We start from the raw sequence: 12272 nt of genomic DNA on the forward strand, positions 1-12272 counted from the left end.
GAGAGCCGCATGTGGGTCGGCGTTGACTGTGGAACCCAGAGCACCAAGGTGGTGATTCTCGACCCGGACTCCGGGCGGATCGTGGCCCAGGGCCAGCGCAGTCATGCGCTGCAGGAAGGGGCCAACGGGCGCCGTGAGCAGGACCCGCTCGACTGGGTCGCCGCGCTGGAAGGTGCCTTCGATGAGGCACTGACCACCTCGCGGCTGGACCCGCTGCGCATCGAGGCGATCGGCGTGTCCGGTCAGCAGCATGGCATGGTGGTGTTGGATGAGGCGGGCGTGCCCCTTTATCCGGCCAAGCTGTGGTGTGATACCGAGACCCGCGAGCATAACGCCGCCTTGATCGAGGCGCTGGGCGGAGAGGCGGGCTGTCTGGAGGCATTGGGACTGGTGCTGCAGACCGGTTACACCGCCTCCAAGCTCGCCTGGCTGCGTGAACAGCATCCTGAGCGCTATCAGCGCATCGCCAGCATCCTGCTGCCGCATGACTATCTCAATTTCTGGCTTACCGGGGAGCATGTCGCCGAATATGGCGACGCTTCGGGCACCGGCTATTTCGATACCCGGCGCCGCTGCTGGCATCAGGATGTCTTCGCGCAGATCGCCCCGGAACTAGACGCGCAGCGCGTGTTGCCCAGACTCATCGAATCCCATGAGCCCGCCGGGTATATCCGGCCCGAGATCGCCGCGCGCTTCGGGCTACGTGACGCCGTCATCGTCTCCAGTGGTGGCGGCGACAACATGATGAGTGCCATCGGCACCGGCAACATCGCGCCGGGGCGCGTCACGCTGAGCATGGGCACCTCCGGCACGGTATGCGCGTGGTCAGCTCAGTATCCCGAGGACTGTGACCCTCAGGTGGCTGCCTTCAGCGCCAGCGATGGCGGCTGGTTGCCGCTGGTGTGCACCATGAATGTCACCTCTGCCACCACGCGGGTGCGCGAGATGTTCGGCTTCGACATCGATACCTTCTCCGCGCAGGTGGCAAGCGCGCCTCCCGGGGCCGAGGGCGTGCAGATCCTGCCGTTCTTCAATGGCGAGCGCGTGCCGATGCTACCGCGTGCCCAGGCCAGTTTCCATGGGCTGGACAGCCGCAACACCACCCCGGCCAACCTGTGCCGCGCGACCATGGAAGGCGCAAGCTACGGCCTGCGCTACGCGCTTGAGTGCATGGGGCCGCTGGGCAGTGCGGCGCGCCAGATTCGGCTGGTGGGGGGAGGTGCCAAGAGCCCGCTGTGGCGTCAGATGCTGGCGGACATTCTCGACCTCGAGGTGGTCTGCCCGCAGGTGACCGAGGCCGCCGCATTGGGCGCCGCCATTCAGGCCGGCTGGTGTCTGCGCCAGCGGGACGCGCAGGGAGAGGGGCCACGCAGCGAGACGCTGAAGGCGCTGTGTGATCGGCTGGTGGCGCTGGACCTGACGACCCACACCCAGCCCCAGCCCGAGGGAGTGGCCGCCTACCGCAAGGGCTATGCCGATTACCGCGCGCTGCTGGCCAGCGAGCACGGCATTCCCACCGGCGGCTGAATTCCTGCCATCAGCGCTTCAAGCCAGACAACATCGCCCCCGTCGAGACTCACTCGGCGGGGGCGATGTGTTTCAGGCACTTCACTGCATCAGTCGCAGCTCATACGTACGCTATCAGGCTCTCGTACGCTATCAGGCTCTAGATTGCGTGCTTGAGCGAGAACTTGGGTGCGAGCTTATGCACGAGCTTAGGCATTGGACGAGCGCGCCCATAGATTGACGCCGCCATCGACGGCGTAGCGGTCGATCTCATCAAGCTCCGCCTGGGTGAAGTCGAGGTGATCCAGCGCCTTGACGCAATCACTGACCTGCTGCGGACGGCTGGCGCCGATCAGTGCGGTGGTGACGCGGTTGCCGCGCAGTGCCCAGGCGAGCGCCATCTGCGCCAGCGACTGGCCACGCCGCTCGGCGATGGCATTGAGGGCGCGCACCCGCTCCAGGTTGTCCTCGGTGAGGTGGTCTTCCTTGATCGCCCCGCCACGTGCCAGGCGGCTGTCCTGTGGCACGCCGCCCAGATACTTGTCGGTCAGCACGCCCTGGGCCAGCGGCGAGAACACGATGGAGCCGATGCCCTCGTCATCGAGGGTGTCGAGCAGGCCGTCTTCCTCGATCCAGCGATTGATCATCGAGTAGCTGGGCTGATGGATGATGCACGGCGTGCCCAGCTCGCGCAGGATGGCGGCCGCTTCGCGGGTGCGCTGGGCATTGTAGGAGGAGATGCCCGCATAGAGCGCCTTGCCGGAACGCACGGCGCTGTCCAGCGCCCCCATCGTCTCTTCCAGCGGCGTGTCGGGGTCGAAGCGGTGCGAGTAGAAGATGTCGACGTAATCGAGATCCATGCGCTTGAGGCTCTGATCCAGACTCGAGAGCAGGTACTTGCGGCTGCCCCATTCGCCGTAGGGGCCAGGCCACATGTGATAGCCCGCCTTGGTGGAGATCACCATCTCATCGCGATAGCCGGCGAAGTCGCGCTTGAGCATGCGGCCGAACATTTCCTCGGCGCTGCCCGGGGGCGGCCCGTAGTTGTTGGCCAGATCAAAGTGGGTGATGCCCAGATCGAAGGCGGTGTGACAGATGGCGCGCGCATTGTCTTCATGGGCGTTGTTGCCGAAGTTGTGCCAAAGCCCCAGTGACAGGCGGGGCAGTTTGAGGCCGCTCTTGCCGCAGCGCTGGTATTGCATGCGTTCGTAGCGATCTTCAGCCGGGGTATAGCGCATGGCGGAGTCCTTTCGCGAGTGAAGGCGGGGATGTCTCAGGGAGGAAATGACCTCGGATGACGCCTTCAGTCTAGGTCGCGTCTGTCGGTCTGATAAGTACATGCGAACGAATAGATTGTTCGCCATAGCGCACAATGCTGTGGCAGTCTCGATCCCTCCAATCCCGGGTAGCTGGCATGAGGAGCAGGCTGGATGCAGCATCACAAGCAGGTAGAGCGCCTGATGTTGTTCGCTCAGGTGGCGGAATCGCTCAGCTTCACGCAGGCGGCCAGGGTGCTGGGCATCTCGCGCGCCCATCTCTCCGAGCAGGTGCGGCGGCTTGAGCACGATATCGGGGCGCCCTTGCTGATTCGCACCACGCGGGCGGTGCGCCTGACCGAGGAGGGCGAGCGTATCCGCCAGCGCATGCAAGGCGTGCGCAGCGAGCTGCTGGCACTGGAGCGTGACCTCGAGCACGACCTCGAGCATGGGAGGGAGCACCCGCGACAGGGGTTCAGCGGCGTATTGCGCATCACGGCGCCGGTGCTGTTTGCCGAGCGCTATCTGATCGGGGTCTGCAATGCCTTCCAGGCCCGCCACCCGGCGGTCGAGCTGCGCCTGGACGTCAGTTACGAGAGTCATGATCTGACGCGCGAACCGTTTGACGTGGCGTTTCGCGCCACGCGCACGCCACCGGACAACCTGATCGCGCGGCGCCTGCTGGATTACGTCCACTGTTGCTGTGCCTCGCCCGAGTACCTTGCGGCGCAGGGCACCCCTCACACGGCCGCAGCACTTGCCGACCACCGTTGCCACCGCTGGGCCGGGCAATCCGGCTGGCCGCTGGCCAGTGGTGAGGTAAGCCCCGCTGGCGGACTGGCGATCAATGATCATCGTCTGCTCAAGCAGCAGGCGCTGGATCACGCCGGCATCATCCGGGTCGCTCATTACCTGGTGGATCGTGAGCTGGCCGAGGGGCGTCTGGTGCGTCTGCTGGCGCACGAGGAGGGCGAGCCCAACAGCATCTACATGCTCTATCCCCAGCGCCTGCCGCAGTCGGGCAAGCTGCGCGCCTTCATGGCGGCGGTGGAAGCCGCCATGCCGCCTTGCAGTGCGTGACCGAAAGGCACAGACGCAAGAGTGGCGTATGCAAAAAGACCGCCGTGCCCTGATGGGCGCGGCGGTCTTTTTAATCGCCTTTTATTCAGACCGGTGAGGCCTCTTGACCAGGCTGGCGGTCTCTCAGAGACCCAGTGCGGCGACCCCGGCCTTGGCGATCTGGGCATCCTGCTCCGGCTTGACGCCGGATACGCCGATGCTGCCGGCGATCTGGCCCTCGACCATCACCGGCACGCCGCCGCCCAGCATGCCTTCCAGCTCCGGCGCTGACAGGAAGGCGGTGCGTCCGCCGTTGATGGAGTCCTCGAACAGTTGCGTCTCGCGGCGCCCCAGGGCAGCGCTCTTGGCCTTTTGCTGGGCGAAGTAGCCGGTCATCGCCGGCGTGTCGTCCAGGCGACGCAGGCCCAGCGGGTGGCCGCCATCGTCGGCAACGGCGATGGAAACGGCCCAGCCGTTGGTCTCGGCTTCCTTCTGGGCGGCGTCCAGCATCTGATTGACGTCAGCGAGGGTCAGTACGTGGCGAGTGATCATCGGGCTTCCTTGGCAAGTGGTGCGAGTGAGTGAAAGTGACAGCAAGAGTAACAGTAACGGTGAATCGTCATGCCTGCGGCAGCGTCTCGGGCAGGGCGTCATCCACCAGTTCGATCCAGTGACTTACCGGCGTGCGTCCGGCGCTCGAGAGATGCGTCTGACAGCCGATGTTGGCAGTGGCGATGCGCGCAGGCCCGTTGGCCTCCAGCGCCTCAAGCTTGCGGTCTCGCAGCTGGCGTGACAACTCCGGTTGCGTGATCGAGTAGGTGCCGGCGGAACCGCAGCACAGATGCCCCTCGGCGACCGGGGTCAGGGTGAAGCCCAGCGCGCGCAATATCTTCTCCACTTCACCGCCCAGACCCTGGGCATGTTGCAGGGTGCACGGGCAGTGGAAGGCCAGCGGCTGCGGGGCGGGGGAGGCGGCGGAAAGTGTCGGTCGGTCATCGCGGGCGATCTCCTCACCGAGCATCTCGACGATGTCACGCGCCAGGGCACTGACGCGCGCGGCGCGCTCAGCATAGTCCGGGTCATCGGCCAGCATCTCGCCATATTCCTTGACGAAGGCGCCGCAGCCACTGGCGGTCTGCACGATCGCCTCCGCGCCCGCCTCGATGGCCGGCCACCAGGCATCGATGTTGGCACGCATGCGCGCGCGCCCTGCCTGCTGGGCGTTGAGATGATAGTCGATGGCGCCGCAGCAGCCGGCCTCGCGGATCGGCGTGACGCCGATGTCGAAGCGCGCCAGCACGCGGGCGGTGGCGGCGTTGATGTTGGGAGCCAGACCCGGTTGCACGCAGCCCTCCAGCATCAGCACCTGGCGCGAAAGCGCCTGATCAGAAGGCGTCGCGGTGACGGGGCCGGCCGGGTGCTCAGCGTGACGGTCGTGCTCGCGGGCCAGCGGGATCTTGTCGGCCAGCGCGCCCGGCACGAGCGGGCGGAAGCGCACCCCGAGTGCCAGCAAGGCCTTGAAGCGAGCAGGTTCGACCAGCGCATGGCGTAGCCCGGTGCGCAGCAGGCGCTCACGCCAGGGGCGTCCGACGCGCCGTTCCAGTTCCTGACGGCCGATATCCAGCAAGGTGTGATATTGCACGCCTGACGGGCAGGTGGTCTCGCAGCTGCGACAGCTCAGGCAGCGATCCAGATGCTGCTGGGTCTCGCGGGTGATCTGCGTTGCCTGCTCGCGAACTGCCTCGTCGGGACTTTCGGGATCGCTTTCCAGCAGCTGCTTGATCAGATAGATGCGTCCACGCGGTCCATCGCGCTCATCGCCCAGCAGCTGATAGGTCGGGCAGGTGGCATTGCAGAAGCCGCAATGTACACAGCTGCGCAGAACCTTGTCGGCTCGCTGGATGTGCGGCCTGGCAAGTGCGGCGTCACTGAAGTGGGTCTGCATTCAGGTGCGTCTCCCGTCATGAAGTGAATCACATCTCGGCATATAGACGACCGGGATTGAGGATGCCGTGAGGATCCAGCTGCTGCTTGAGCTGGAGGTGATAGCGGGCATTGATGGCGGCCAGTGGCATCAGTGGACTGTCCTCGGCAGCGACGGCTCCCGGGGTGTAGCAGATGGCATGGCCACCCAGCCGGCTGGCCAGCGAGCGAACCCTGTCAGCGGGGGCGTCGCTGTAAAGCCAGCGCTGGGCGCCCGCCCAGTCACACAGCAGGTCGGCGTCCTCAAGATGACCCAGCAGCTCGCTGACGGCGGCTTGCCATTCGACGTGATCCAGTGCCAGCGGCAAGGACAGTCGCCACAGGGCCTGATGTGGCGCGCGCGCGGTGAAGAAGAGCAGGCGGTGCTCGCGCAACTCGGTCCATTGCGCCGATGCCTGGTCAGGCATCAACACCTCGCCGCCCAATTGCTCGCGCCCGGCCTGGACCGAACGCTCGCCCCCTTCCAGGCGCAGGGTGAGGCGACCGTCATGCCAGCTGGTCGCCGTGACCGGCAGCGGCGTGCGCCCCCAGGCATCCAAGCGAGTCAGCGCCTCGGCGAGACTTAGCTCCAGGCACAGCGATTCGCTCGCCACCGGTCGCGGCATCACCTTGAGCGAGACTTCGCTGATCACGCCCAGCGTGCCCTGGGCACCGCACATCAGGCGCGACAGGTCGTAGCCCGCCACGTTCTTCATCACTTCGCCGCCGAAGCGCAGCGCCTTGCCATCGGCACTGATGATGCGCGTGCCCAGCACCAGGTCGCGCAGGCTGCCGCTCCAGGGACGGCGTGGGCCACTGAGTCCAGAGGCGAGAGTGCCGCCGACGGTCGCTTCGGGGCCGAAGTGGGGCGGCTCGCAGCTCAGATGCTGGCCTTGTTCGGCGAGCACGGCTTCCAGCGTCGCCAGCGGGGTGCCGGCGCGTACCGAGACCATCAGCTCCACGGGGTCGTAGTGGGTGATGCCGTGGTGAGAACGCAGGTCGAGTACTTCCTCGGCAGCCACTTCACGGCCGAGAAAGGTCTTGCTGCCACTGCCGGCGATGCGCAGCGGGCGCCTCGCCTCATGGGCGGCGCGGACCTGCTCGCAAAGTGCCTCACTGGCATCGTGTTCCTGCCTGTGCTGGCTGGCGGCAGGTGTGGCGCACTCGGCATGGCTTGGCACCTGATCCTGGAGCGAATCATCTGGCTCTGGCATGGCATATCTCTATGAAGTGGCGATGAAGTGGCTATGAAGTGGCTATGAAGTGGCGATGAAGTGGCGAAAATCAGGTGGCAGAAGGTCTGGTGGCGGCAAATGTGCGAGCTGTCCAGAACCGAGAAAAACCGTACAGACGCGCGCAAGCTGTCCAGAAATGCGGCAGCTGTCTAGAAGCGCGGAAGCTCCGGATGTGGCAGCTGGTTGTCATGCACATGCATGGCACCGAATTCGGCACAGCGCGCCAGCGTCGGGATGTTCTTGCCGGGATTGAGCAGCCCGGTGGGGTCGAAGGCGGCCTTCACGGCATGGAAGACGCTGATCTCCTCGTGATTGAACTGCGCGCACATCTGGTTGATCTTCTCGCGGCCCACGCCATGTTCACCGGTGATGCTGCCGCCGGCGGCCACGCACAGTTCCAGAATCCTGCCGCCGACCTCCTCGGCCAGCTCAAGCTCCCCGGGCTTGTTGGCATCGAACAGGATCAGCGGGTGCATGTTGCCGTCACCGGCATGGAAGACATTGGCCACCGCGAGCCCCGATTGGCGCGAGAGTTCGGCGATACCGTTGAGCACAGCGGGCAGTTCGCGGCGCGGGATGGTGCCATCCATGCAGTAATAATCGGGCGACATGCGACCCACGGCAGGGAAGGCATTCTTGCGTCCGGCCCAGAAGCGCGCGCGCTCGGCCTCATCACGGGCGAGCCGGATCTCGGTGGCACCGGCGCGTTCCAGCACCTCGCGAACCCGTGCGCAATCATCAACGACATCGGCCTCGGCACCATCCAGCTCGCAGAGCAGGATGGCCGCGGCCTCCACCGGATAGCCCGCGTGGATGAAATCTTCAGCGGCGCGGATGGCGAGGTTGTCCATCATCTCGAGCCCGCCGGGGATGATGCCGCAGGCGATGATGTCGCCCACCGCACGGCCGGCCTTGTCGATATCGGCGAAGCTTGCCATCAGCACCTTGGCCGTCTCGGGGCGGGGCAGCAGACGCACCGTGACTTCCGTGACCACGCCCAGCATGCCTTCGGAGCCTGTCATCAGCGCCAGCAGGTCCAGTCCGGGGGAGTCGAGGCTGTCGGCGCCGATCGTCATCGCCTCGCCCTCGATGGTCAGCACCTCGAGCTTGAGCAGGTTGTGCACGGTGAGGCCGTACTTGAGACAGTGCACGCCGCCGGCATTCTCGGCCACGTTGCCGCCGATGGAGCAGGCGATCTGCGAGGAGGGGTCCGGCGCGTAGTAGAGCCCGTATGGGGCGGCAGCTTCTGAAATGGCCAGGTTGCGCACCCCGGGTTGCAGGCGCGCGGTACGCGCATCGGGGTCGATCTCGAGAATGCGCGCCATGCGCGACATCACCAGCAGCACGCCTTGTTCCAGCGGCAAGGCGCCGCCGGAAAGGCCAGTGCCAGCACCGCGCGTGACCACCGGAACCCCCAGCGAGTGGCATTCGCGCAGCAGGGCGGCGACCTGTTCGACACGCTCGGGCAGCGCGACCAGCATCGGCATGACGCGATAGGCCGCCAGTCCATCACATTCGAAGGGATGCAGATCCTCTTCGCGATGCAGCAGGGTGAGGTCGGGCAGCAGCGTGGTGAGGTGCGCCAGTACCCGGGACTTGTCGTGCTGGGGGAGAGGGCCATCCAGCGTCGGGTCATACAGGATATTCATGCCATGCCTCCAGGAGAGTCCGGTACTCGCGATGCCGTGTCGGGTGTCCATTGCGCCGGTGATGCATGAGGCGTGTCGGGTGTGCAGGTCACGACGCGCGGGTGTGTCTCCAATCTGGCAGTGAGGGCTGCGCCTTGTCCATGCGAAGCCACAGTGGTCTGACCAGACATTCGTCTAGTTCATGTCATCGGGTGTCGCTGGCGACAGGAGAGCTCGCTAGGGTAGAGAGCGTGGTCTGACCAGTGAGAAGGGCGGCAGTCTCCTTGCCGCATGTGGGCAAGCGAGCGGCAGACGAGAGACGAGCACCCCGGGAGAGGCCAGCCGGGCTGGCTCGGCCGGTTCATCAGGGGAGGGGCAGGGATGCAGGTGTCAGAGAGAATGGCGTGCGGTGAGCAGCGTGCGCCGGAGCATGCGGCGGCGCGCCTCGAGCAGTTGATACTGGATGGTGTGCTCAAGCCGGGGCAGATGATTCCTTCGGAACGCAGGCTCTGTGAGCGACTGGGTATCTCACGCGCCTCGCTGCGCGAGGGGCTGAGGCTGTTGCGTGGCAAGGGCATCATCGAGACTCGCCACGGCAAGGGCTCAAGCGTCGCTCAGCTGTTGCCGAGCGGCGATATCAGTCCGTTGATGCACCTGTTTCGGGACCAGCCGCGCACCTTGTATGACCTGCTCGAGGTGCGCGCGCTGCTGGAGGGGCAGTCGGCGCGACTGGCCGCCCAGCGTGGCACGCCGGCGGATAGAGTACTGATCCGGCGTCATTACGAGGCAATGGCGGCCTGCGTGCGCGAGTATCCGCCGGACTTTCCGTCCTCAGCGCAGGGCGATGAGGCGCTGCCGGATGCCCAGCAGCTGGCGCGTCACGACCACGCCTTTCACCACGCCATCTGTGAGGCATCCCACAATCCGGTGCTGGTGCATACGCTCAAGGGCATCAATGACCTGCTGCTCAGCTCGGTGTTCGCCTCGCTGCGCAATCTCTACCATCGGCCGATTCCCCGCGGCCAGATCAATGCTCAGCACACGGCCATCTATCGTGCGGTGATGGACCAGCAGCCGGACGCTGCCGAAAGCGCGGCGCTGGACCACCTGCACGGCATTCGCGACAGTCTGCGTGAGCTGGAAGCGGAAGATGAGCGGCTCATCCGGTCTGCCATGCGTCTGGAAGGCTTCGAGTAGCGCGCAGGGTTTGAGAGCTGGCGTTGAGAGCTGATCTTGAGAACAGGCTTCGAGGTCAGGCGTGTGGCTAGGCGTGTGGCCAGGCTGGCAAGCGGGGCGGACTCAAGGCAAAGTGGTCAGCTCATCATCCAGGACAACGTGCTGCCTTCATGTGGAAACTCTCTTCCGCGAGTGATTGGCTCGACCGCCTCAATCAATCCCGCCACGCCATGCTGTGGCTGTTCATCGCCTCGATGCTGGAAACCCTTTTGATCCCGATTCCCATCGAGGTCATCCTGATCCCGTGGATGCTGCGCCATCCCGAGCGCCGCTGGCGAGTGGCCGCGGTGGCATTGGCCGGCAACCTCACCGCGGCGCTGCTGGGGTTCTATCTAGGGGCCTATGCACTGGCGGCGTGGGGCGATGGGTTGATCAGCTTCTTCGGCGGCCAGCAGGCCTTCGAAGCCTTCCAGCAGCGCTTCAGCGAGCAGGGCTTCCTCGCCATCATGCTGATCGGCATCGTGCCGATTCCCTTTCAGAGCGCCATGCTGGTCGCCGGTGCCAGCGGGTATCCGGTCGGGCTGTTCCTGCTGGCGGCACTGGTCGGGCGCGGAGTGCGCTATTTCGGACTGGCGGCCCTGGTGGCACTGGTCGAGGATCAGGCGATGGCCCTCTGGCAACGCTATTCACGCCCGCTGGGCGTGATCGGGCTGGCGCTGACGGGCGTGTGGTTATGGCAGGCGTTCATCGCCTGATCTGCCGGCAGACGCCAGCAACGCCTTGCCACGCTGATAGTCGGCTTGCCAGATCTCATCGGGCACCATGCTGCCGCCGGTGGCCCATATGACATGGGTGGTGCTGGCCTGCACTTCGCCGTCATCCAGCCCGACAGCCGCTCGCCAGGCGTGCCACTCGGGGGCGTCATTGCGCAGCACGCGGATGATGCCGGGCACCCCGGCCAGCGCCGACGGCTCAAGCTTGAGCCCTTCGCTGTCATGCGCCAGCGCCAGCCATTCGAGCATGCTGTCATCCGACAGGGTGTAGATGCCACTGAGCAGCGGTGCCATCACCTGTCCGACGAAGGCCGAGGCGCGCCCCACCGCCAGGCCATCGGCACAGGTGCGATTGTCCAGTCCGATATCCTCCACCGCGATGCCGTCATGCTTCCCGGTCAACATGCCCAGCAGCATGCAGGGGGAATTGACCGGCTCGGCGAAGAAGCAGTGCACGGCGTCACCGAAGACCTGCTTGAGGCCGTAGGCCACGCCGCCCGGGCCGCCGCCGACGCCACAGGGCAGGTAGACGCACAGCGGATGGCGGGCATCCACGGCAATCCCCTGTTCCTCGAGCTGCCGCGCGAGGCGGCTGGCTGCCGTGGCGTAGCCCATGAACAGATCCCGCGAGCTTTCATCATCGATGAAGTGGGCGTCTGGCTGCTGCGCCTCCCGGCGTCCAGCCTCGACCGCCTTGCTGTAATCGCCGCTGTGCTCCACGACCTCTGCGCCACGCGAGCGCAGCAGATCCTTCTTCCACTGCTTGGCATCCGCCGACATGTGGACGGTGACGCGAAAGCCGAGTCGGGCACTCATGATCCCGATGCTGAGTCCAAGGTTGCCGGTGGAGCCCACCAGTATCCGCTGGTTGGCCAGCAGTGCCTGAATCGCGGGGTGTTCGAAGGCGCGATAGTCGTCATCAAGACGCACAAGCCCTGCGTCAACGGCGAGACGCTCGGCATGCTTGAGCACCTCGTGGATGCCACCACGTGCCTTGATGGACCCTGAGATCGGCAGTTGATGGTCACATTTGATCATCAGGCGGCCGGGGAGTGTCTGCCCGGAGGCATGGGAGGTATCAGGCGTGGCAAGGGACTCGCCCAGCGCCTGCTGCAAGCTGGGCGCTGCCACCAGCGGTGATTCGATGCGCCCTGACGCGGCGGCCGTCTCAGGAAAGGCCTCGGCAATCCAGGGCGCGAAACGTGCCAGGCGCGCCTCGGCAGCCTCGATATCCTGTTCGCCCACGCCACTTGCCTGCAATGCCGGCGAGGCCTGCGCTTGCGTGATGTCGAGTCGTCCGGGATTCAGCCAGCTGATTTCCCGGCGAGCCCTCAAGGTGGCAATTTCCGGATGATGCAGGGTGAGGGCACTCAGATCATGGGGCGTGGCAGACATGCGATGTCCTTGTGATGGGGGGCTCGATTGCGCAGCAATGGGGAACAGGCCTCAGGCTAGCGCGTCCTTGCCCGCCATGTCTCGTGATCACTCGGCCCTGCACATGATGCGAGCCGACTCATGCGTCTTCATCAGGCAACGCACGTAGCCCAGCTTTCACATCTGGTAAAGGTCTGTGACAAAAAAGGCCGATTTTTTTGGCCACCCTCGGGATAGAAATGCCAAAGCTGCAGTCATAGTTGGCAAGGACATGATGTTATCGCGATGTTATGTCTGGCTTTA

10 protein-coding genes are annotated in these 12272 nt (G+C 65.3%); 4 read left to right on the plus strand and 6 right to left on the minus strand.

Going from position 1 to position 12272, the window contains the following annotated elements; all coding sequences use genetic code 11:
* Nucleotides 1-9: 9 nt before the first annotated feature.
* A complete protein-coding gene (gene xylB / locus BOH68_RS05585; RefSeq protein ID WP_077373228.1) occupies nucleotides 10-1527 on the plus strand; it encodes a xylulokinase in 1518 nt (505 codons plus the stop codon).
* Between the two features lie 188 nt (nucleotides 1528-1715).
* On the opposite strand, the gene mgrA is transcribed toward xylB, so the two are convergent.
* Nucleotides 1716-2744: an L-glyceraldehyde 3-phosphate reductase gene (gene mgrA, locus BOH68_RS05590; protein ID WP_054556771.1), complete on the minus strand. Its 1029-nt coding sequence runs from the start codon at nucleotides 2742-2744 to the stop codon at nucleotides 1716-1718.
* A 192-nt stretch (nucleotides 2745-2936) separates the two neighbouring features.
* Here mgrA and BOH68_RS05595 point away from each other — a divergent pair, with 192 nt between their 5' ends.
* Nucleotides 2937-3842, plus strand: coding sequence for a LysR family transcriptional regulator (locus BOH68_RS05595; protein WP_077372668.1), 906 nt, complete (start codon nucleotides 2937-2939; stop codon nucleotides 3840-3842).
* Between the two features lie 123 nt (nucleotides 3843-3965).
* On the opposite strand, the gene BOH68_RS05600 is transcribed toward BOH68_RS05595, so the two are convergent.
* From BOH68_RS05600 to glcD, 4 genes are all read right to left on the minus strand, one after another.
* A complete protein-coding gene (locus BOH68_RS05600; RefSeq protein WP_077372671.1) occupies nucleotides 3966-4373 on the minus strand; it encodes a GlcG/HbpS family heme-binding protein in 408 nt (135 codons plus the stop codon).
* Nucleotides 4374-4440: 67 nt separating this feature from the next.
* On the minus strand, nucleotides 4441-5766 hold the full coding sequence (gene glcF / locus BOH68_RS05605; RefSeq protein WP_077372675.1) for a glycolate oxidase subunit GlcF: 1326 nt from the start codon (nucleotides 5764-5766) through the stop codon (nucleotides 4441-4443).
* 28 nt (nucleotides 5767-5794) lie between these two features.
* Nucleotides 5795-6997: a glycolate oxidase subunit GlcE gene (glcE, locus tag BOH68_RS05610; RefSeq protein WP_077372677.1), complete on the minus strand. Its 1203-nt coding sequence runs from the start codon at nucleotides 6995-6997 to the stop codon at nucleotides 5795-5797.
* A gap of 170 nt (nucleotides 6998-7167) precedes the next feature.
* The gene (glcD, locus tag BOH68_RS05615) at nucleotides 7168-8667 is read right to left on the minus strand and encodes a glycolate oxidase subunit GlcD (protein ID WP_077372680.1); all 1500 of its coding nucleotides are present in this window, start codon (nucleotides 8665-8667) and stop codon (nucleotides 7168-7170) included.
* A gap of 360 nt (nucleotides 8668-9027) precedes the next feature.
* On the opposite strand from glcD, the gene glcC reads away from it, so the two are divergent.
* Both glcC and BOH68_RS05625 read left to right on the plus strand, forming a co-directional pair.
* Nucleotides 9028-9843 carry a transcriptional regulator GlcC gene (glcC, locus tag BOH68_RS05620; RefSeq protein ID WP_077372683.1) on the plus strand — a complete coding sequence of 272 codons (816 nt, stop codon included), beginning with the start codon at nucleotides 9028-9030 and terminating at the stop codon, nucleotides 9841-9843.
* A gap of 149 nt (nucleotides 9844-9992) precedes the next feature.
* A complete protein-coding gene (locus BOH68_RS05625; RefSeq protein WP_077372686.1) occupies nucleotides 9993-10577 on the plus strand; it encodes a YqaA family protein in 585 nt (194 codons plus the stop codon).
* On the opposite strand, the gene BOH68_RS05630 is transcribed toward BOH68_RS05625, so the two are convergent.
* Nucleotides 10554-11990 carry a D-serine ammonia-lyase gene (locus tag BOH68_RS05630; RefSeq protein WP_077372689.1) on the minus strand — a complete coding sequence of 479 codons (1437 nt, stop codon included), beginning with the start codon at nucleotides 11988-11990 and terminating at the stop codon, nucleotides 10554-10556. The genes BOH68_RS05625 and BOH68_RS05630 overlap by 24 nt on opposite strands.
* Nucleotides 11991-12272 lie beyond the last annotated feature (282 nt).

Source organism: Cobetia sp. MM1IDA2H-1 (assembly GCF_002916775.2).
GTDB lineage: Bacteria > Pseudomonadota > Gammaproteobacteria > Pseudomonadales > Halomonadaceae > Cobetia > Cobetia marina.